This window comes from Kaistella flava (ex Peng et al. 2021) (genome assembly GCF_015191005.1).
Taxonomy (GTDB): Bacteria; Bacteroidota; Bacteroidia; order Flavobacteriales; family Weeksellaceae; genus Kaistella; species Kaistella flava.
This window is the reverse complement of record NZ_CP040442.1, coordinates 808,375-828,756: the sequence shown is the minus strand read 5'-3', so window position 1 is coordinate 828,756 and position 20,382 is coordinate 808,375. Positions and strand designations below refer to the sequence as shown.

At 34.4% G+C, this 20,382-nt stretch carries 20 protein-coding genes; 14 read left to right on the top strand and 6 right to left on the bottom strand.

The features are described from left to right. The first annotated feature begins 67 nt into the window (after nucleotides 1–67). Together Q73A0000_RS03740 and xth are read left to right on the top strand one after the other, a co-directional pair. Complete coding sequence (locus Q73A0000_RS03740; RefSeq protein WP_193812749.1) at nucleotides 68–2,587, top strand: cation-translocating P-type ATPase; 2,520 nt, start codon at nucleotides 68–70, stop codon at nucleotides 2,585–2,587. Between the two features lie 79 nt (nucleotides 2,588–2,666). Next, a complete protein-coding gene (gene xth, locus Q73A0000_RS03735; protein ID WP_193812748.1) occupies nucleotides 2,667–3,443 on the top strand; it encodes an exodeoxyribonuclease III in 777 nt (258 codons plus the stop codon). 75 nt (nucleotides 3,444–3,518) lie between these two features. On the opposite strand, the gene Q73A0000_RS03730 is transcribed toward xth, so the two are convergent. The 5 genes from Q73A0000_RS03730 to Q73A0000_RS03710 form a co-directional block, all read right to left on the bottom strand. Continuing rightward, complete coding sequence (locus Q73A0000_RS03730; protein WP_193812747.1) at nucleotides 3,519–4,238, bottom strand: DNA-formamidopyrimidine glycosylase family protein; 720 nt, start codon at nucleotides 4,236–4,238, stop codon at nucleotides 3,519–3,521. A gap of 2 nt (nucleotides 4,239–4,240) precedes the next feature. Next, the gene (locus tag Q73A0000_RS03725) at nucleotides 4,241–5,350 is read right to left on the bottom strand and encodes a DNA topoisomerase IB (RefSeq protein WP_193812746.1); all 1,110 of its coding nucleotides are present in this window, start codon (nucleotides 5,348–5,350) and stop codon (nucleotides 4,241–4,243) included. Nucleotides 5,351–5,360: 10 nt separating this feature from the next. Further along, on the bottom strand, nucleotides 5,361–5,525 hold the full coding sequence (locus tag Q73A0000_RS03720) for a phosphatidate cytidylyltransferase (protein WP_193812745.1): 165 nt from the start codon (nucleotides 5,523–5,525) through the stop codon (nucleotides 5,361–5,363). Nucleotides 5,526–5,564: 39 nt separating this feature from the next. Then, a complete protein-coding gene (locus tag Q73A0000_RS03715) occupies nucleotides 5,565–6,002 on the bottom strand; it encodes a DUF6526 family protein (RefSeq protein WP_193812744.1) in 438 nt (145 codons plus the stop codon). Nucleotides 6,003–6,180: 178 nt separating this feature from the next. Beyond that, entirely contained in the window at nucleotides 6,181–7,731 is a 1,551-nt protein-coding gene (locus tag Q73A0000_RS03710; protein ID WP_193812743.1) for a M20/M25/M40 family metallo-hydrolase, read from the bottom strand. A 130-nt stretch (nucleotides 7,732–7,861) separates the two neighbouring features. On the opposite strand from Q73A0000_RS03710, the gene Q73A0000_RS03705 reads away from it, so the two are divergent. The 5 genes from Q73A0000_RS03705 (at nucleotide 7,862) to Q73A0000_RS03685 (ending at nucleotide 13,197) form a co-directional block, all read left to right on the top strand. Further along, entirely contained in the window at nucleotides 7,862–8,206 is a 345-nt protein-coding gene (locus tag Q73A0000_RS03705) for a phage holin family protein (protein ID WP_193812742.1), read from the top strand. Between the two features lie 78 nt (nucleotides 8,207–8,284). Then, the gene (locus tag Q73A0000_RS03700) at nucleotides 8,285–10,147 is read left to right on the top strand and encodes a M1 family metallopeptidase (protein WP_193812741.1); all 1,863 of its coding nucleotides are present in this window, start codon (nucleotides 8,285–8,287) and stop codon (nucleotides 10,145–10,147) included. 2 nt (nucleotides 10,148–10,149) lie between these two features. After that, nucleotides 10,150–10,647, top strand: coding sequence for a PH domain-containing protein (locus Q73A0000_RS03695; protein ID WP_193812740.1), 498 nt, complete (start codon nucleotides 10,150–10,152; stop codon nucleotides 10,645–10,647). 116 nt (nucleotides 10,648–10,763) lie between these two features. Beyond that, nucleotides 10,764–12,761: a S9 family peptidase gene (locus Q73A0000_RS03690; RefSeq protein WP_193812739.1), complete on the top strand. Its 1,998-nt coding sequence runs from the start codon at nucleotides 10,764–10,766 to the stop codon at nucleotides 12,759–12,761. Between the two features lie 52 nt (nucleotides 12,762–12,813). Beyond that, a complete protein-coding gene (locus Q73A0000_RS03685) occupies nucleotides 12,814–13,197 on the top strand; it encodes a DNA-deoxyinosine glycosylase (protein ID WP_244140792.1) in 384 nt (127 codons plus the stop codon). 207 nt (nucleotides 13,198–13,404) lie between these two features. Here the strand turns inward: Q73A0000_RS03685 and Q73A0000_RS03680 are convergent, their stop codons facing one another. Beyond that, nucleotides 13,405–13,953: a hypothetical protein gene (locus Q73A0000_RS03680; protein ID WP_193812738.1), complete on the bottom strand. Its 549-nt coding sequence runs from the start codon at nucleotides 13,951–13,953 to the stop codon at nucleotides 13,405–13,407. Nucleotides 13,954–14,092: 139 nt separating this feature from the next. Here Q73A0000_RS03680 and Q73A0000_RS03675 point away from each other — a divergent pair, with 139 nt between their 5' ends. The 7 genes from Q73A0000_RS03675 to Q73A0000_RS03645 all read left to right on the top strand — a co-directional run bounded on the left by Q73A0000_RS03675 (nucleotide 14,093) and on the right by Q73A0000_RS03645 (nucleotide 20,357). Then, nucleotides 14,093–14,737, top strand: a complete 645-nt coding sequence (locus tag Q73A0000_RS03675) for a hypothetical protein (protein WP_193812737.1) — start codon at nucleotides 14,093–14,095, stop codon at nucleotides 14,735–14,737. 194 nt (nucleotides 14,738–14,931) lie between these two features. After that, entirely contained in the window at nucleotides 14,932–15,981 is a 1,050-nt protein-coding gene (gene queA / locus Q73A0000_RS03670) for a tRNA preQ1(34) S-adenosylmethionine ribosyltransferase-isomerase QueA (protein WP_193812736.1), read from the top strand. 63 nt (nucleotides 15,982–16,044) lie between these two features. Beyond that, nucleotides 16,045–16,428 (top strand): four helix bundle protein, encoded by a 384-nt coding sequence (locus tag Q73A0000_RS03665; protein ID WP_193813642.1) that lies wholly within the window; start codon nucleotides 16,045–16,047, stop codon nucleotides 16,426–16,428. A gap of 42 nt (nucleotides 16,429–16,470) precedes the next feature. After that, a complete protein-coding gene (gene rlmN / locus Q73A0000_RS03660; protein WP_193812735.1) occupies nucleotides 16,471–17,505 on the top strand; it encodes a 23S rRNA (adenine(2503)-C(2))-methyltransferase RlmN in 1,035 nt (344 codons plus the stop codon). Then, nucleotides 17,505–18,224 carry a YoaK family protein gene (locus Q73A0000_RS03655; protein WP_193812734.1) on the top strand — a complete coding sequence of 240 codons (720 nt, stop codon included), beginning with the start codon at nucleotides 17,505–17,507 and terminating at the stop codon, nucleotides 18,222–18,224. Before rlmN ends, Q73A0000_RS03655 begins: the two co-directional genes overlap by 1 nt. Nucleotides 18,225–18,402: 178 nt before the next feature. Beyond that, nucleotides 18,403–19,287 carry a hypothetical protein gene (locus Q73A0000_RS03650; RefSeq protein ID WP_193812733.1) on the top strand — a complete coding sequence of 295 codons (885 nt, stop codon included), beginning with the start codon at nucleotides 18,403–18,405 and terminating at the stop codon, nucleotides 19,285–19,287. A 92-nt stretch (nucleotides 19,288–19,379) separates the two neighbouring features. Then, a complete protein-coding gene (locus Q73A0000_RS03645) occupies nucleotides 19,380–20,357 on the top strand; it encodes a polyprenyl synthetase family protein (protein WP_193812732.1) in 978 nt (325 codons plus the stop codon). The last annotated feature ends 25 nt before the right edge of the window (nucleotides 20,358–20,382 follow it).

The following is a 20,382-nucleotide window of genomic DNA, read 5'->3' as shown; positions in this document are numbered from 1 at the left end:
TATTTTCAGTAAATGACTGGAAATTGTACGATACTTTTCTTACCTTTAGTAGACAAATATTCAATAGATGTCTTTTCATATTCCCGAACATTTAAAAGGTTTAACTGACGAAGAAGTTCAACGTTCTCATCAGAAATTTGGTTTTAATCAAATGAAACAATTGGAGAAAAGCAGTTGGCTCAAATTGCTGTTCGACATCCTGCGCGAACCGATGTTGATTTTATTAATAATCATTGCCATCATTTATTTAGCCGTTGGGAATTACGGTGAAGCACTCTTTATGCTGGCGGCGATTATTCTGGTTTCCGGCATATCTTTTTATCAGGACAATCGAAGTCAGAAAGCGCTGGAAGAATTAGAAAAACTCAATGAACCTTTAAGCCGCGTCATTCGGAACTCTAAGATTGTGGAAATTCCTACGCATGAAATTGCAGTTGGAGATTTATGCATTACCGAAGAAGGAAAAATGATTAATGCCGATGGAAAAATTGTTCACAGCAATGATTTTTCTGTCAATGAATCTTCGCTAACAGGCGAAAGTTTTTCTGTTTTTAAAGACAACAGTTCTGAAGACCGACAAGTTTATAACGGAACTTCCACCGTTTCTGGTTTGGCTGTTTTTGAAGTGGAACATATTGGTAAAGAAACGAAACTTGGTAAAATTGGAGAATCTATTTCAGCCATTAAAGATGAAAAATCTCCGCTGCAAAAGCAGATTGAGCAGTTTTTGAAATACATGGCTATTATCGGAGTCATCGTTTTCCTGTTGGTTTGTGCCGTTAATTATTACCATACTCGAAATATTGTTGATTCCTTATTAAATGGATTGACTTTGGCAATGTCGATTTTACCTGAAGAAATTCCCGTTGCCTTCACAACCTTCATGGCTCTTGGAGCATGGAAATTAATGCGGGACGGCATCATTATTAAAAAAAGTAATATCGTTGAGACTTTAGGAAGTGCGACCGTTATTTGCACTGATAAAACGGGAACAATTACGGAGAACTCGATGCATCTGAAAGCGGTTTATGATTTTGGAAACGACAAAGTTTTTAATGACGAACAATTTAATGACGAATTGGTGTCAGAACTTATTCAATATGCGATGTGGAGTAGTGAGCCCGTTCCTTTTGACCCGATGGAAAAATCGCTTCATCAGGTTTATGGCGAAACTCAAAAAGTAGATCTTCGTCCGGAATTCAAGATGTTTCATGAATATCCACTGGATGGTAAACCACCAATGATGACGCATCTTTTTAAAAATGAAAAAGGCGAACGAATCATTGCCGCAAAAGGCGCTCCTGAAGCCATCATCAATGTTTGTCAACTTTCTGAAGAAGATCAAATTAAAATCAGAAAGGAAATTGATGATTTTGGAAAGCATGGATATCGACTTTTAGGTGTTGCTAAATCGAACTTTGAAGGAAATGATTTTCCAAAAAGACAGCAGGATATTCAATTTGAATTTCTGGGAATGGTGGTTTTCTACGATCCGCCAAAAAAAGGAATCGACGAAGTTTTTAGAAAATTTAAAGAGGCCGGAATTAAGATCAAAGTGATTACCGGTGATAATTCCCAAACTACAAAAAGCATTGCATTACAAGCCGGAATTTCAGGAATTTCAAATCCAGTTAATGGTGATGAAATAACTCATCTAACGGAAGAGGAATTAATGAAAGTCGTTGAGCAAAAAGTGTTATTTACCCGAATGTTTCCCGAAGCAAAACTTCGCGTTATTAATGCTTTGAAAAAAAACAATGAAGTGGTCGTCATGCTTGGCGATGGCGTCAACGATGGACCTGCGTTAAAAGCCGCACATATTGGAGTGGCCATGGGAGAGAAAGGAACTGAAATCGCAAAAGCCGCTGCTGCAGTTATTTTAACCAACGATGATTTAGGAAAACTGGTGACAGCAATTGCTGCCGGACGTAGGATTTATACGAATATCAAAAAAGCAGTTCAGTATATTATTTCGATTCATATTCCGATTATTCTGACCGTTTCATTACCCTTATTTTTAGGCTGGGCTTTTCCTCAAATTTTCACGCCGGTCCACGTTATATTTCTAGAATTGGTGATGGGTCCGACCTGTTCTATTGTGTATGAAAATGAACCGATGGAAAAGAATACCATGACTCAAAAACCACGACCAATTTCAGAAACCTTCCTAACGATGCGGGAATTGGTCATCAGTATTATTCAGGGATTAATGATCACTGCCGGAGTTCTGTTCATTTACCAATTAACTTATAGAAATGGAGGTGATGAAGATCTGACGAGATCGATGGTTTTCACAACTTTAATTTTTGCGAATATCTTACTGAGTTTTGCGAATAGATCGTTCTACTATACCATGTTTGAAAGTTTTAGAAATAAGAATAATCTTTTAATCTATATTACTTTAGGAACCTTATTTATGTTAATGATTATGCTTTATGTTGATCCGGTTACTCAATTTTTTAAGTTGAATTCACTGAATTTAAATCAACTCTTAACTGCAGGTTCTGCAGCAATTATTTCGGTCATGTGGTTTGAAATCTATAAATTGATAAAGAGAACTTTTAACAGTAAGAAAGATAAAATTTAATTGTCGCGTTTGACTTCCTCTTTTTTGAGTGTAGTTTTAAATCAAGATATTTTTAATAATTTTATATAAAATAGAGATCATGAAAATCGCAACCTATAATGTAAATGGAGTTAACGGTCGACTGCCAGTGCTTCTACAATGGCTCAGCGAAGAAAAACCTGATGTTGTTTGTTTACAGGAATTAAAAGCACCACAAGAAAAATTCCCTGAAGCAGAAATTTTAGAAGTAGGTTATCATGCGGTTTGGGTCGGACAAAAAAGTTGGAATGGCGTTGCAATCTTAACAAAAACTGAAAAAGCAACTGTTATTAAAACTGCATTGCCAGGTGACGAAGCTGACGAACAAAGCAGATATTTAGAAGTAAAGGTGAACGATTTAACAATCGTCTGCGTTTATGTACCCAACGGAAATCCTACGCCTGGTGAAAAATTTGATTATAAATTGAAGTGGCTGGAACGACTGGATGCTCAAGCCGAGCTTTTAATAAGTTCTGGAAAACCGGTCATCATCACGGGAGATTTTAATATTATTCCTACTGAGAGCGACGTTTATAAACCAGAGAAATATATAAAAGATGCTCTTTTTCTGCCTGAAGTTCGGACTGCTTTCAAAAATTTAATTGCGCAAGGTTGGACGGATGGTTTACGACATCTTTATCCAGAAGAAACCATTTATACTTTTTACGATTATTTTAGAAAAGCCTACGAAAGAAATGCGGGAATGCGCATTGATCATTTTTTGCTTTCTCCCGAGCTTGTACCAAATCTAAAAAAGGGTGGTGTAGATAAGGAAGTTCGTGGCTGGGAAAAATCGAGCGATCACGTTCCGACGTGGATTGAGTTGGAGAATATTTAATTGCTAACTTTTCGTTTAAAATTAAAAAAATCTCTTTTAAATAAAGAGTTTTACAATTTTTTTCAATATTGAAGATTAGTACAATTTCTGAACTTTTTCTACAACGTAGGTTTTCCGTTTAATTTTCGGAGCAACGTATTCTAAAACTTCTTTATCTTCCCATTCTTTTTTCTTGTAAACGGAACTGGAGGATTTCCATATTTTTTGTTCGATTAATTCTACTGACGCTTTGGAGAATTCTTTAATAATTTGAAGCAATTCTTTAATTTTTTTGGAAGGAATTTTATCAACCGTACTTTCAGGATGAATCTTGCTTAAAAACAAAACTTCATTTCGAATAATATTTCCTAAACCTGGAAAAACATCTTGATTCAAAAGAACATCACCAATTTTCTTATCGGCATATTTTTCAAGTAAAAGTTTTTGCGTCTTTTCTAATTTATATTTTTTTGAAAATACGTTTAATTCCTGATCAAAATCGTGGTCTTTCTCTATCTTCTTAATTTTAACGACGTAGAAATTAATAAAATCATCGCCGAAGAAAAGTGAAAAACTGGCATTAACTTTTTTAGTTTCATTAATCAAAAAACTACCAAATAATCCAAAATGAACCGTGATTAAGAAATCTTTAAAATCGAGTAGAAGGAGTTTTCCATAGGATTCAACCGAGATTAATTTCTTTCCTGAAATTTCTTCTGCGAAAGGATTATTATAACCATCGCTTTCGGTTACTTTTTTACCTTCGAATTTTTCAAGTCTCTTTTTAAAAACAACAATCGTGGGACCTTCTGGCATAATTACGGTTTTTCTGTTTGTAGGATTTTCATCACAATTTGTTCTTCTTTTGTCAAACCCGATTTACCATCGTTAACTTCAATTTCATCTAATTCTCTAAAGTACTTTTTAATAGAATCATTTTCGTACATATTAATAATCAGGGGATGAATATAGTATTTTCGACAAACAGTGCTTGTATTTCCTAATTCGCAAGCGACCAAATCAATCGCCCTTTTTATTTTAGATTTCTGATTTTCCTCAATTTCCTGGGCTTCAATTTCTTTAAAAGCGATTAGTGCATTCACGGTTCCAGACCAAGTTCTGAAATCTTTTGCGGTGAAATCTTCACCACTGATTTCTTTAATATAGTCATTGACCATTCCGCTTTCTATTGGATGTCGTTTTCCTTCATCATCATAAAATTGGAACAATTCCTTTCCGGGAATGTCACGGCAGCTTTTAACGGCTTTTGCTAATTTGGCATTCTTTAAATCGATATCGTGGTAAATTCCTTTTTTTCCTTTGAAGGAGAATTTAATTTTCTGACCTTTAATATCAACATGTTTATCTTTCAAAGTGGTTAATCCAAAAGATCCATATAGTTTTTCGTAAATATTATTGCCAATTCGAATATTGGTTCGTTCCATTAGACTCACTACCAAAGCCAAAATTTTTCGTTTGTCTAAACTTCGATGCGCTAAATCCTGTTCTAATTGTAATCGAATATTCGGTAAAACTTCACCGAACTGCAACATTCGATAAAACTTGGTGCGATTTCGCAAGGCATTCCAAACTGGATGATAGCGGTATTGTTTGCGATTTTTAGCATCCAAACCTGTAGCTTGTAAATGTCCGTTTTGCAAGGCGCAAATCCAAACATTTTCCCAAGCGGGAGGAATCGCCAATTGATTAATACGCTGAATTTCTTCTTTGTCTTTAATCTTTTGTTTGCCCGAAAAGTAGGAAAATGATTTGCCACTTTTCTTGCGCGCGATTCCTTGATTTTCACTGTCGTTGGTGTAAATTAAATTTACAGCCATTGCAGATTTTTCCGGATCCTTCATGATTTTCACCATTTTCGAAGGACTTATTTTCGTGATAAGTTCGAGTGAAGGAGTTGCCGTTTTCATTCAATTCTATTTAATTTTTACCCCTGCTAAATAACCAAACGATTAAACCGATTACCAATGCCACTAAGAAAAATGCCCACCACATTCCGGCTTTAAAAATGGTTCCGATTGCTTCACAACTGGTCAGAGACATTAAGGCAAATACGGCTAACGTAAGAAATGTAAACTTTTTCATAATTTTATTTTTTAAGGTTAAATATTTATAAATGTTGAGTTAAACTCTATTATTATCGGCTTTCCAATTGGTAATTGACTTTTTAATTTCGTCTGCTGAAATGTTTTGTTGAATTGCTTTTTCTAATAAAACTTTAAATTCATCATCATAAGCGAAGCGAAGTGCTGCGATTTGGCCAGATGAAAGTTGAGTTTCTACTTCATCCGAACTTTTACCAAATAGTTCAAAATATCTTAATTTGAATTCTAATCTCACAATTCGATCTTGGTTTCCTAACGCGTAATGTTGTCTTACCATTAAAGCCAAATAAATGAAGAGGAAGATAACAATTGAAAATAAGATCCAGATTAATTGGTTGGGTTCGTCATTGAAAATTTTCCATATTCCCAGTATTTGAAGGAATCCAAGTAATGGGAGATAAATGAAATGATGGGGCGGATAAAATTTGATGTAATTGTTATAATTTTGATTCTTCATGAATATTTGCAATCAAAAACTCAACCATTCTAAATAATCACTATTAAAAATCGCAATTTTTTAACCGATTACGATGTTTTAAATCAAAAGAAAAAGCCGGTAAAATCCTCAACGCTAAACGTTTTAGAAATTACCGACTTTTTATTTGAGATTGTCTTTTAAATCAATCAAGAAGACCTTAGTCTAAACCACCTTTTCTGGTTGGTTCTTTCATTTCTGGCCATTTTGCTGGTTCTCCAGTTCTTGGGTTAATTGGCATTTTAATTCTTTCTGCAGATGCTTTTTCAGGATCTTCACTTGCCATATACGTTAAGATTGCAATGGTTGCAACGTTGCTTTTTAAATCATCAAAAACAATTTTATCATACGTATCTCTGTTGGTATGCCACGTGTAAGAACCGTAACTCCAACTCAATGAACTTAACATAAATGCAGGAACTCCCGCAGCGATAAATGACGCATGATCAGAGCCACCACCGCCAGGAAATCCTGGGTAAGAAGTTTCGATTCCTTTGGTTAATTCTTTTGGAACAGCGCTTAACCATCTTCCTATGTAATCATAAGAATTCAAGAAACCTTGTCCGCTAATATTTGCGATTCTTCCGGTTCCGTTATCCTGGTTGAAAACGGCCTGAACATTTGGCATTTGATCTTTGTGATCCCAAACGTAACCACGAGAACCGTTCAAACCTTGCTCTTCACTTCCCCAAAGTCCAACAACAATTGTTCTCTTTGGATTAGGATAATATTTTTTAAGAATTCTTGCCACTTCCATCATAGTAATCGTTCCGGTTCCGTTATCGGTAGCACCAGTTCCACCATCCCAAGAATCGAAATGCGCAGAAAGAATCACATATTCTTCAGGTTTTTCAGAACCTTTAATGACTGCAACCGTGTTGAAAGTTGGAGCAATTCCTTTATCTTTTGATTGTGCATTAATTTTTAATTTCGGAGTTTTTCCGTGCTGAATCATTCGGTATAATTGTCCGTAATCTTCTAAGGAAATATCTACAACAGGAATCGTTTTTGTTCCGGCAGCGAAAATTTTATTTACACCAAATCCTCTTGACCAATAAGAAGAAACGATTCCAGCAGCGCCGGCTTTTTCTAATTTTTCATTTAAGGATTTAGAAGTTTCTCCAGTCGCAGCGATTGATTTTCTCCATTCTTCAGAAGCATCCGCAGATTCTTTTTTCATTTTTTCAAATGATTCCGGTGTAGCGAATTCTTTCCAGTTATATTCAGGTCTTCCAGTTGGTTGGTATTGAGAAACCATTACCAATTTTCCTTTTACTTTTGGAAGCCAAGCCGCGAATTCTTCTTTGTTTTTAAACATTGGCAGCATCACTACATCTGCTGTTAAACCTTTTGCAGAAGTTGCTGGACTCCAAGCCAACTGCATTCCTTCGATTGATTTTGCATAAGGAGAAACCATTTCGATGGTTGAAGGTCCTCTTTCCCAAGATTTCCATTCGCCCCATTTTTCGTTCTTGGCATCGATTCCCCAGTTCTGAAAACGTTTTACCGCCCAGTCGTGTGCTTGTTGCATTTTTGGACTTCCGACCAATCGTGGTCCTATGTCGTCCATCAATTCGTACGCAAGTGTTTCGAGTTGAGAGTTTTTGTAAGTTTCGTCCATAATTGATTGTACCATTTGGTCTTTCGTTTGAGCATTTAAACTCACCGCGAAAACCGTAGAAACCATCAATAATTTTGCATAGTTCTTCATTGAATATAATTTTTGCGATGAAGATAATAAAATTTATTCTAAAGAACTGTCTATTCATCAGAGAAAAGAAATTATCATTGAAGTTCTTGCTTAGTCACTTTAATTTTTTAATTTTATAAAAAAATAGATTATGAATTTAATTATCCGATTATTAGTAACGGCAATCGTTGCTTTTGTCCTCACAAAAATCCTAAGTGGAGTTCATATTGATTCCTTCGGTTCTGCCGTAATTTTCGCTTTGGTTCTTGGGGTTTTAAACTTAATTGTGACGCCAATTTTAAAGATTTTGGGATTACCGTTAACGATTATTACTTTAGGTCTTTTCTCTTTAGTAATTAATGCATTGGTGGTTTTATTAGCGGCAAAGTTTGTAGAAGGAATGGCTATTGATGGATTTTGGTGGGCATTTATTTTCAGTATTGCTTTATCACTAATCACGTCACTTATAAACGGAATTATTGCTCCAAGTGAATAACTTACAAAAAGAGTAAATTTATAAACGGTTCGATTTATTTGAACCGTTTTTTAATTAATAATATTTAAATAAAAATTAATGCGTACGATCGTAACTTCGATACTATTTGTATTTTGTTCTATTCAAACCTTTTCTCAGGATTTATATACTCCGAGAAATATTGTGAAAGCCTACGAACAAAAAACCCGTTCGCTGGACGGAAAACCGGGTTCAAATTATTGGCAAAACTCAGGAGATTACACCATCGATTTCAATGTAAATCCAACGACCAAAGTTGTTTCAGGAAACGAAACCATTATTTACAGCAATAATTCTCCGGATACTTTAAAATCAGCCGTAATTCGATTTGTAAATAATGTGCATAAACCAACTTCTCCCAGAGCCGCAAAAGCCTCACCTGATTTTTTAAGCGAAGGTTTGAAAATAAAATCTCTTTCCATTAATGGAGAAACTTACACCGTCAATTCTGAAGATTGGGAAACGTTCTATGATTTAAAATTGAACACAGCACTTCTTCCGAACTCCAAAAATACCATTAAGATAGAATGGGAATTTCCTTTGTCAAAACAAAGTGGGAGAGAAGGTCAAATTGATGAAACCACATTTTTCTGTGCGTATGCTTACCCAAGAATTTCGGTCTATGATGATTATAATGGCTGGGATAAACTTCCGCACAATGGTCGCGCTGAGTTTTATAATGATTTCAGCAATTACAATATTTCTGTTACCGTTCCCAAAAACTACATTGTTTATGCGACCGGAGTTTTACAGAATGCTGAAGAAGTTTTACAACCCGGAGTTTTAAAGAAATTTAAATATTCCTTAATCTCTAATCAGGTAATTCACGTTGCTACTAAAGACGATATTGAAAAACAAAAAGTAACCAAGCAAAATGATTTTAATACCTGGAAATTTAAGGCTGAGAATATCACTGACTTCACTTTTGGATTAAGTTCAACGTATGTTTGGGATGCCTCAAGTGTAAAATTGAAATCGAAAAGAGTAAGCACGCAAGCTACTTATAATGCCGGAACGAAAGATTTTGAAAAATACGTTGAGTGGGAAAAATACAGCATCAAATGGTTTTCTGAAAACTGGCCGGGAATTGAATATCCTTTTCCAACCATGACCGGATTCCAGGGATTTGCCGATATGGAATATCCAATGATGGTTAATGATACTGCGATTCCTGATGATTTTGCAGATTCTCGCCAAACCGTAGATCATGAAATTGCACATACTTATTTTCCGTTTATGATGGGAACCAACGAAGCGCGTTATGCCTTTATGGATGAAGGTTGGGTGACGGCTTTCGAATATTTAATTGGTGAGGCTGAAAATGGAAAAGCATTTAATGATAAAATGTTTACTGATTTCCGTGTTAAAAAATATATCAATGATCCTTCAACCGAACAGGATCAGCCAATTATTTCGATGAGCAGCCAACTTTCCGGAATTGGCTACGGAAGTAATGCTTATATAAAACCTGCTTTTGCGTATTTGTCTTTGAAAGATATGCTTGGAGATCAATTGTTTAAAGAAACGCTGCATTATTATATGAATACCTGGAAAGGAAAACATCCGACGCCGTGGGATTTTTTCTACAGTTTTAATTCCGGAAGTGGACAGAATTTAAATTGGTTTTGGAACAACTGGTTTTTCAGTAATAATTACATCGATTTAAAAATTAAGTCCGCACAAGTTTCAGGAAACAATCTCAATTTAGCGATCGAAAATGTAGGCGGATTTGCCATTCCATTCGAAGTAGAAATTACGTATCAAGATGGAAAGATTTCTAAAAAGCATATCACGCCTGAAATCTGGAAAAATAATAAATTGTACCAAACGGCGATTGAAGTTAATCAGAACGTAAAATCTGTAAAAATCGATGGCGGAATATTCATGGATTATACGCCGAATGATAATGTATATACTTTTTAAAAATGATAAATACCAGAGAATTCGACACCGCAAAGATGGATGAGACGACGAAGATATTAACAATAATTCTTTTACTGTTTCTCATCTTATTTCCAATATCTTCTTTTTTCTTTGAACCGCCAAAACCAGTGATTTCAATTACCAGTTTTGTGTTGATGTATGGAGTTATTTTTATTTCCTATGGATTTATTCCTAAAAGAATTGCGGTTTCTAACGACCAGATTTTAGTTAAAAACTTATACGGTCCAATCGTCATTAATATCAATGAAATTGAAACTTTTAATAAAATAGAAAAAACTGGATTAAACCTTAGAACTGCTGGAGTCGGCGGACTTTTTGGCTATTTCGGCTATTTTAATGGAAAAGATGTTTGGTATGTAACCAACAGACATAAAAAAGTAAAGATGGTTTTAAAGTCTGGAAAAGTATATGTCATTAGTCCTGAAAATCCTGATGATTTTGTTAAAGAAATTCAAAAGAGAAAGAGCGAAATGGTTTAGAAATTCTCCTTTCCTCCTGAATTTTCTATATTTGTAAGATGTTAATTTTCGATTCTTAATGAAAGAATATTAGCGATTTTTTCAACCTTTATATATTTAAATAATTTAATTTTAAAATGAAAATAAAACACACCTTGGTTGCTCTGGCAGCGCCGTTCCTTATGAATGCGCAGAATGTCATGACTCCCGAAATTTTGTGGACTCTTAATAAAATAGGAGTTTCTGCAGTTTCACCAGATCAAAATTCCTTGATCTACAGTCTTGGAAAAACTGATTTGAAGACAGAGAAAAATAATAAGAAGAACTATTTCTTTAATATTAAAAGTACAGAAGCAACGGCTCTCGATTTAGGAAAAAAATCTTTAGTTCAATGGGATAAAAATGGAATCTACGCTCAGGAAGACGACAAAATTTATCTATCGAAAGATGCCGGAAAAACCTGGACAGAATTTTATACCGTTGGAAAAGTAGATAATATTGTTATTTCTCCAGATGGTAAAAAAGTAGCTTTTAGTAAAGAAGTTCTGGTAGAAAAATTATTGGGGAAAGAGAAGTATGCTGATACTCCGAAATCTACTGCACATATTTATACCGACTTGAATCTCCGTCATTGGGATTATTATAATGAAGGAAAATACAACCACGTTTTTATAGTTAATACTTCTGAAACTGCTGATAAAGCGAAAGATTTACTGGAAGGAAAAGCTTGGGATTCGCCACAAAGACCTTTCGGAGGAACTGAAGATTTTATTTGGACTCCGGATTCTTCCCAGCTTTTATATGTGACAAAACCACTAAGCGGTGCGGAATATTCGTTTTCAACAAACACCGATATTTTCGCTTATGACATGGCATCAGGAACTTTAAAAAACCTTACGGAAAGCAATAAAGGATACGATGTTTCCCCTAAATTTTCGCCAGACGGAAAATATTTATATTGGATGTCAATGGCCAGAGATGGTTATGAAGCCGACAAAAATGATTTAAAAATCATGGATTGGAAATCTGGGAAAATAACTAATTTAACCAAAGATTGGGATGAAAGCGTTACCGGTTCTGTTTTCTGGTCGCAAGATTCAAAGGATATTTATTTCACTTCGGCTTTTAGAGGAACAAAACAATTGTTTTCTTTGAATCCGAAAAACTCTAAAATTCAGCAAATTACCAAAGGTGATTTTGATTTGAATGATATTTACGCTCAAAGTAAAAATTCGTTATTGATTTCAAGAACCGATATGAATCACAACGCAGATTTATTTTCTGTTGATTTGAAAAATGGTTCTATGAAACAAGTGACGGAAGTGAATAAGAAGAATTACGAAAGTATTACTCCTTCCAGAACCGAACTAAAAATGGTGAAAACCACGGACGGAAAAGAAATGGGAGTTTGGTTTATTTATCCGCCAAACTTTGACGCGAATAAAAAATATCCAACTTTATTGTATTGTCAAGGTGGACCACAATCTGCTTTAACACAGACTTTCAGCGTTCGATGGAATTTCGCTTTGATGGCAGCAAACGATTATATCATTGTTGCTCCAAATAGAAGAGGAATGCCAGGCTGGGGAACAAAATGGAATGAAGCTATTTCTAACGATTGGGGCGGACAGCCGATGAGAGATTATTTAGCAGCGGCAGATTTTGCGAAAACTTTACCGTATGTTGATGGTGACAGAATGGGAGCAGTTGGTGCAAGTTATGGTGGTTATAGCGTGATGATGTTGGCAGGTATTCATGAAAACCGTTTTAAAACTTTTATCGCACATGATGGACTTTTCGATATGAAATCTTGGTATTTAACGACTGAAGAATTGTTTTTCGCAAAATGGGATTTAGGAGGTTCTCCTTATGACAATCCACTTCCGAAATCGTATACCGAATTTAATCCGTCAAATTTTGTTAACAAATGGAATAAGCCAATTATGATTATTCAAGGTGGAATTGATTACAGAGTTCCTTACGAACAAGGTCAGGAAGCATTCCAAGCAGCTAAACTGAAAGGTTTGAAAGCGAAGTTTCTTTACTTCCCGAACGAAAACCACTGGATTTTACATCCGCAAAATGGTTTGGTTTGGCAGAGAGAATTCTTCGGATGGTTGAAAGAAACCTTATAAATATGGAAGTTCAGAGAAATCTGAACTTCTTTTTTTTTACTATTTTTAAGCGATGAATCGTATTTCTTCTTTTCCACCAATTGTTTCTAAAAATTCTAAGATTTTAATTTTAGGTTCTGTTCCTGGTGTTAAATCTTTGGAAATGCAGGAATATTATGCCCATCCACAAAATAAATTCTGGAGAATTTTATTTGAATTATTTCAAGAAGAATTCACCACAGAATATGTTGAAAAAATAGAATTTTTGAAAAGAAACGATATTGCCGTTTGGGACGTCATTGATTCCTGCGAAAGAAAAGGAAGTTTAGATACAGAAATTAAAAACGAAAATCATCATAATATTTTGCAGTTGTTGGAAGATTTTCCGTCGATAAAAGTCATCTTTTGTAATAGAAATCCTTTAAAACTTTGGCTAAAATCCTTCCAAATGATTTGAAAATTCCGATAGTTGTTTTACCATCAACATCGCCTGCTTATACCATTTCCTATGAAAAGAAATTAGAAGACTGGTCGGTTTAAAATCATTTAAATAAATAAAATCTCATTTATTTAAATGAAATTTGACATAAAAAAATCAAGAAAATATAAGTCTTCTTGATTAAATTAAAAAAGACCGGCAATGATTTCCGGTCTTTTCTATATTTTACAATTGAACTTTTATCTTAAAACCAGCATTCATATTCATCTTAATTTGATCAGCAGTAATTCTACTTGCCTGAATTTCGATAATTAATGAATTTTGATTCGTTCTGAAATATTCTAAAATCTCTGTATCTTCTAAAGTGAAAGTGATTGTGTTTGGATTCGTATTATTATACGCTGTCGCAATTAATCGGTCTGCTTGGTTAGGAGATTTTACATAAATTCTGGCGTTTTTAATAACATCTAATTTATTTCCTAATTGCGAACTTATATAATCCAAACTCAACGTATTCAACTTCACCGACTTCAAATTATTGATAGAAAAATTAGGATTGTTTTCTTTAATCTTCGCATTTAAATCAATATTCATTGGGATTTCTGGTGTTCTGGTATAAGTTGTTGTACTTACACTGGCAAACGGAACGTCGACATTTGTGCTAAATGGAACATCAAATGGTGGCAGAACATCTAAGACTGCATTGACAATATCTCGACAACTTGTCATAAAGAACAACACTAATATTCCGGTAAGCAATGATAATTTTTTCATAATAGAAAATTTTTGATTTTTTTAATGCGTTGCATTAATCATTCCATTCACATTTCCATGGTAAAAATTTCTATATTTGTTTTGAGCTACAATCCTCATTAAAAAAATGGAGTAGTGCTAATTGAATAAATCATTGTCGATGAGAAAAATTTACATTTTATTTTTATTACTGCCTTTTAGTTTAGGCTTTTCGCAAACTTATCAATTTGATTTCGTGACGAATTATACGAGTACAAGCTCTAAAAATAAGTTGGCATATGATAATGTTAATTATTTTAATTCAGATGATTTCAGTTATTCTCTGAAAATCATTAATCACGAAAATGAACTTCACGGAATACTAGGTGATCGGACAAATAATTTAGCACACCATTTTAAAGTAATAAAATCGAAACTTAACAATGAAATTCAGTTTCAATTTCTCTATGAGTATTCAACTAATTTAAATGCAATTAATTACGACAAAGATTATCGTTTTGAATTTGTAGAAAAACCAAATATTTCAGGTAAAGAAGTAGTACTGAAAATGTATAGAACTAAAAAATCAAAAAGACCATTTTTAACTCAAACTCTAAGCTTAGTTACTGCCAATAAAAATCTATTTCCAATATACCGTTTAAGTGTACTTCATCATTTCTGGAGTTATAATGAATTAATTTATCCCGAAAACTATATGGTTTCTAAAGCCATCGATAAAACAGGGAACCAAACTTGTGAAATTAATTTAAAAGAATATAAAAATGTAGACCTCCAAATTACACTTCCAAAAGAATTAAAATTCTAGTCCAAACATTCCTTCAAATTTTCATCATTTTTAAAGGTCCAATTTTTGATTTTAAACTTGTCTTAAAACACCTTGAATAAGCCAGGATATTATTAAAGAGCGCATTTACTTGACTTTGCCTTTTCAATGTCGTATATTTGCACTCCGAAATTTTTTGTTTTTCGGATCTAATTTTTAAACCGTAATTTAAAAAGATGAAAACATCCCATTTTAACTTTGACTTGCCAGAAGAACTTTTGGCAGAACATCCAGCAGAACACAGAGACGATGCAAAACTCATGGTTCTTAACCGTGCGACACAAACCATAGAACATAAACATTTCAAAGACGTTGTAGATTATTTCGACGAACACGATCTTTTTATCTTTAATAATACCAAAGTTTTTCCAGCAAGATTATATGGGAATAAAGAAAAAACGGGAGCAAAAATCGAAGTTTTCTTATTAAGAGAATTAGATAAAGAAACCCGCGTTTGGGACGTATTGGTAGATCCAGCAAGAAAAATCAGAATCGGTAATAAATTATTCTTTACCGAAGATGAAGGTTTGGTTGCTGAAGTTATTGACAATACCACTTCAAGAGGAAGAACTTTAAGATTTTTATATGATGGTTCTTACGAAGAATTCCGTGCAAAATTAAAAGAATTGGGCGAAACGCCACTTCCAAAATATTTCAAAAGAGAAGTTGAACCAGAAGATGCAGAACGTTACCAAACGATTTATGCAAAACATGAAGGTGCTGTTGCAGCTCCAACTGCAGGTTTACACTTTTCAAAACATTTGATGAAAAGATTAGAAATCAAAGGAATTGATTTCGCGGAAATTACACTTCACGTTGGTTTAGGAACTTTTAATCCAATCGAAGTTGAAGATTTATCGAAACACAAAATGGAATCTGAAGAAGCCATTATCACTCAGGAAAACGCAGATATCATCAACAAAGCTGTTGCTGAAGGTAGAAGAGTTTGTGCCGTTGGAACTACGACGATGAGAACGATTGAGACTTCAGTTTCTTCAAATAGAAAAATTGGACCTTATCATGGTTGGACTAATAAATTTATTTTCCCTCCACACGATTTCGGTGTAGCAAACTGTATGATCACCAACTTCCACACACCAAAATCTACATTAATGATGATGGTTGCAGCGTTTGCAGGAAAGGATTTCTTGATGCACGCTTACGAGGAAGCTGTTAAACACAAATACAAATTCTATTCTTACGGTGACGCCATGTTGATCATCTAAGAAAATAGAAGAGCCAAGTAAAAAGTAAAAAGAATCAAGTAAGATACTTGATATTTTATATAAATTAGAAAGGTTAACTTTAGTAAATCAAAATTTTTTTATGAAAAAAATGATTTACTAGAGAGGACCTTTTGGTTTGGAATTCATTGTCTAAAGTTTTTAAGGAAACTTCCAAATGATCCAGAATATCGGTTAATACGATTTCAACTGGGGAAATCTTCAACTTCACTTGGTGCTAATTATGAAGAATCTCAAGCGGGCTCTTCAAAAGCAGACTTTAAAAATAAAGTCAAAATTTCTTTACGAGAAACAAGAGAATCTAATTATTGGTTAAGAGTGATTAAAGCACTCGAAGAAGGACAGAATGAAGAATTGGATCAACTACTTGCTGAAAGTACAGAACTTAAAAACATATTTGGAGCAATCGTTAACAATACCAAGTTGTAAACATATGGCTCTTTTCACTTTTTACTTGGCTCTTATTATACAATGAAGGATATCCGAACTTTATCACTCGATCAATTACAGGAATATTTCGTCTCTTTAGGCGAGAAACCTTTTCGTGCAAAACAAGTCTATGATTGGCTTTGGAGCAAAAACATGCATTCGATCGAGGAGATGACGAATCTTTCTAAAGACTTGAGAGACCGTATTTCAAAGGAATATTTGATTAATCCTATTTCGGTAGATCAACTTCAAAGGTCGAAAGATGGAACCATTAAAAATGGCGTAAAATTACATGACGGACTTTTGGTAGAATCCGTTTTAATTCCGACCGAAACAAGAACTACAGCTTGTGTTTCTTCTCAAGTTGGCTGTTCATTGAATTGTGAATTTTGTGCAACTGCACGATTGAAAAGAATGCGAAATCTTGAAGTCGCAGAAATTGTAGATCAAGTTGCCTTAATCGACAGACAAAGTAAATTATATTTCGACCGACCACTTTCAAACATTGTGTTTATGGGAATGGGAGAGCCGATGATGAATTACAAAAACGTTGTCGAATCCATCAAAAAAATTACCGAACCTGAAGGAATGGGAATGTCACCAAGACGAATTACCGTTTCTACATCCGGAATTCCGAAGATGATTAAAATGTTGGCTGATGAAGATATCAAAGTGAAATTAGCACTTTCTTTACATTCCGCTATCGAGAAAAAGAGAAACGAAATTATGCCTTTCTCTGATAAATTCCCGTTAACTGATATTATGGATTCCCTAAAATATTGGTACGAAAAAACAGGAAATATTATCACTTTTGAATACTGCGTTTGGAAAGGAATTAATGACCAGGACGAAGATATCAAAGCATTAATTCGTTATTGTAAGCAGATTCCGAGTAAAGTGAATCTAATTCAATACAATCCAATCGGTGACGGAAAATACGACCAATGCAATAAAGCAGCGGAAGACAACTACGTTCGACAATTAGAAAAAGCCGGAATTACCGTTCTTATTCGCAGAAGTCGCGGCGGCGATATCGACGCAGCTTGCGGACAACTAGCCAACAAAAGCAGTGAGTAATGTTTTCACACATCGGCAAAACCAGAACACCAAAACATAACCTCGGCATTGCGTCCTTACTTTCGTTTGTTGCCGGTTTGGTCAATGTTGTGGGGTTTTTCTCCGTACAAAAATTAACCACCAATGTTACCGGACATTTCGCTTTTTTCGTCGACGAAGTTTTCAAACTCAATTTCGAAAATGCCTTTCACGTTGCGCTCTTTATAATTTTCTTTTTCTTAGGAGCCTTCTTTGCCAATTTTATGGTCGAAACCTATTCCAGAATTCGAGAAAGTGAAACCTATATATTTCCAATTATTACCGAAGCAATCATTCTCGGTATAATTGCGTTTACCGGAAATTATTTAATCAAAGAAAATCCAGATGTAATCGCTTACAGTTTACTTTTTGCCATGGGAATGCAAAATTCTTTAGTGACCAGTATTTCAAAATCAATTGTCCGAACCACACATCTAACGGGACTTTTCACCGATATGGGAATAGAATTTTCCCAACTCTTTTTTTTCAAAGATCAATTTCACAAACGAAGATTAATAAAGTCCATCAAATTACGACTCACCATCATTTTCATGTTCTTTTTCGGTGGCCTTTCCGGTGGTGTTTTATTCGAGCATTTTAGCATAAAATCCCTAATTCTTGGGTCTGCGATTTTGCTGGGAGGACTGCTTTATGATTTCATGAAAATCCAGTTTCTTTTATTAAAACGCAGGAGAGGATGATTATCTTTAGAGTTTATTTGGGCAGACATTTCCGCCTGAGTTTATCCTGAGCTTGTCGAAGGGCTCCCGCTTTTTTTTGCCAGAGCTCTTGGCCACGCAAAAAAAAAGGATTTCCGTTCAAGTCGGGCTGCGAGATCCGGAATTAATTAATACTTCGTTAAAAAATTAAAAACAATCAATGAAGAAGTTTTTTCTCTTATTTTTGATATTGAGTTCTCTGAGTTTTTCTGCTCAGCAAGATTACGACTGGTTCAAAATTAATAAATACCGAACCGCAATTTTAAGTGATTCCTTAAATGAAAATTCTGGTTTAGATTTTTTCAACAAACGCTTGTTCACCATTAACGATAGCGGAAATAGTTCCGAAATTTTTGAAATCGATAAAACGACTGGAAAGATTCAAAATGTATTTAAAACCAATTTAATCAATAAAGATTGGGAAGCAATTACCTCAGATTCAACCAATATATACATTGGCGATTTCGGTAATAATGTCGGAGCCAGAAAAGATCTGGTGATTTACAAAATTCCTTTTGACAGCTCTGTTAGAGCTCCTAGCTCTAACAACGCTCAGGCAATTCCTTTCTATTATCCAGAACAAAAAGATTTCACTCCAAAAAATCTAAACAACGATTTCGACGCAGAAGCCATGATTTTCCTCAACGGAAAAATTCACGTTTTCACCAAAGAATGGGTTTCGAAATATACAACGCATTATATTGTTGATCCGGCGATTTCAGAAAATCAACCGGCACAAAAAATAGAAACTTTTCCAACAGGTTATGTAGTTACCGACGCTGCTTATTTTGACAAAAAATTATATTTAGTAGGTTATACCAAAAAAACAGAAGTATTTCTCACTATTTTTAATGAAACCGAACCGGGAATTTTCTTTAAAGAAAAACCAAAGAAATATTATCTCGGAAGTTCTTTAACCATCGGACAAATAGAAGGAATTGCAGTGGATGAACAAGGTATTTATATTTCCGGAGAAGAATTTAATTTGCCAATTATTAAAGTAAAACCTTATTTGTATTTTATTCCTTTTGAAAAACTGAAATAAATCAATTTGAAAGGCCGATTAATTCTAAGATATTCTTTATTTATAATTATCTTTGTAGCTATTCATCAATTATAATCCTTTATCATTCATTCGTGGCGAACATCGTAGAAGAAATTAAAAAACCAATTAATGCAGAGATGAAACTTTTTGAACAGAAGTTTTACGAATCGATGCAGAGCAATGTAGCACTTTTGGATAAGGTTACACGATTTATCGTGACTACAAAAGGAAAACAAATGCGTCCGATGTTTGTATTTCTTTGCGCAAAACTGGTTGGTGACGTGAACGAAAAGACCTTTCGTGGAGCTTCCATGATTGAGTTGATTCATACCGCGACTTTGGTTCATGATGATGTTGTAGATGAAAGTTTTAAACGTCGTAATTTCTTTTCTATTAACGCTTTATGGAAAAATAAAATTGCAGTTCTAGTAGGAGATTATCTTTTATCGAAAGCAGTTTTACTTTCTACCGATCATAAAGATTTCGATTTGCTTGCTGTAATTTCCAGAACGATCCGTGAGATGGCAGAAGGGGAATTGTTACAATTGGAGAAAGCCCGTAAATTAGATATTACTGAAGATGTTTACTACGAAATTATCCGTCAGAAAACCGCCACTTTAATTGCTGCTTGTTGCGAAATAGGAGTTCTCTCTGCCAGCAACGATGAAACGTTATCCAAGAAAATGATGGAATTTGGTACATTGACCGGAATGGCTTTCCAGATTAAAGATGATTTATTCGATTATCTGACGACCACAATCATAGGTAAACCTGTTGGAATTGACATTAAAGAGCAAAAGATGACTTTGCCATTAATTTATGCTTTAAAAACGGCTAATGAAAAAGACCGTAAATATTATTTCACTACGATTAAGCGCTATAACAACGACCAGAAAAGAGTGAAAGAACTCATTGCGTTTGTAAAAAGCTCTGGTGGGTTAGATTACGCAGTCGATAAAATGAAAGAATATCAGCAAAACGCAAAAGATATTCTCGCTGAATTCCCAGATTCTGAAGCTAAGAAATCATTACAATTAATGCTTGATTACGTTATTGAAAGGAAATTCTAAACCTTTCTGAAATCAACTATTTTTT

Coding starts and splice junctions, on each gene's coding strand:
- Q73A0000_RS03740 (WP_193812749.1), top strand. CDS start 68: ATGTCTTTTCATATTCCCGAACATTTAAAAGGTTTAACTGACGAAGAA.
- xth (WP_193812748.1), top strand. CDS start 2,667: ATGAAAATCGCAACCTATAATGTAAATGGAGTTAACGGTCGACTGCCA.
- Q73A0000_RS03730 (WP_193812747.1), bottom strand. CDS start 4,238: ATGCCAGAAGGTCCCACGATTGTTGTTTTTAAAAAGAGACTTGAAAAA.
- Q73A0000_RS03725 (WP_193812746.1), bottom strand. CDS start 5,350: ATGAAAACGGCAACTCCTTCACTCGAACTTATCACGAAAATAAGTCCT.
- Q73A0000_RS03720 (WP_193812745.1), bottom strand. CDS start 5,525: ATGAAAAAGTTTACATTTCTTACGTTAGCCGTATTTGCCTTAATGTCT.
- Q73A0000_RS03715 (WP_193812744.1), bottom strand. CDS start 6,002: ATGAAGAATCAAAATTATAACAATTACATCAAATTTTATCCGCCCCAT.
- Q73A0000_RS03710 (WP_193812743.1), bottom strand. CDS start 7,731: ATGAAGAACTATGCAAAATTATTGATGGTTTCTACGGTTTTCGCGGTG.
- Q73A0000_RS03705 (WP_193812742.1), top strand. CDS start 7,862: ATGAATTTAATTATCCGATTATTAGTAACGGCAATCGTTGCTTTTGTC.
- Q73A0000_RS03700 (WP_193812741.1), top strand. CDS start 8,285: ATGCGTACGATCGTAACTTCGATACTATTTGTATTTTGTTCTATTCAA.
- Q73A0000_RS03695 (WP_193812740.1), top strand. CDS start 10,150: ATGATAAATACCAGAGAATTCGACACCGCAAAGATGGATGAGACGACG.
- Q73A0000_RS03690 (WP_193812739.1), top strand. CDS start 10,764: ATGAAAATAAAACACACCTTGGTTGCTCTGGCAGCGCCGTTCCTTATG.
- Q73A0000_RS03685 (WP_244140792.1), top strand. CDS start 12,814: ATGAATCGTATTTCTTCTTTTCCACCAATTGTTTCTAAAAATTCTAAG.
- Q73A0000_RS03680 (WP_193812738.1), bottom strand. CDS start 13,953: ATGAAAAAATTATCATTGCTTACCGGAATATTAGTGTTGTTCTTTATG.
- Q73A0000_RS03675 (WP_193812737.1), top strand. CDS start 14,093: ATGAGAAAAATTTACATTTTATTTTTATTACTGCCTTTTAGTTTAGGC.
- queA (WP_193812736.1), top strand. CDS start 14,932: ATGAAAACATCCCATTTTAACTTTGACTTGCCAGAAGAACTTTTGGCA.
- rlmN (WP_193812735.1), top strand. CDS start 16,471: ATGAAGGATATCCGAACTTTATCACTCGATCAATTACAGGAATATTTC.
- Q73A0000_RS03655 (WP_193812734.1), top strand. CDS start 17,505: ATGTTTTCACACATCGGCAAAACCAGAACACCAAAACATAACCTCGGC.
- Q73A0000_RS03650 (WP_193812733.1), top strand. CDS start 18,403: ATGAAGAAGTTTTTTCTCTTATTTTTGATATTGAGTTCTCTGAGTTTT.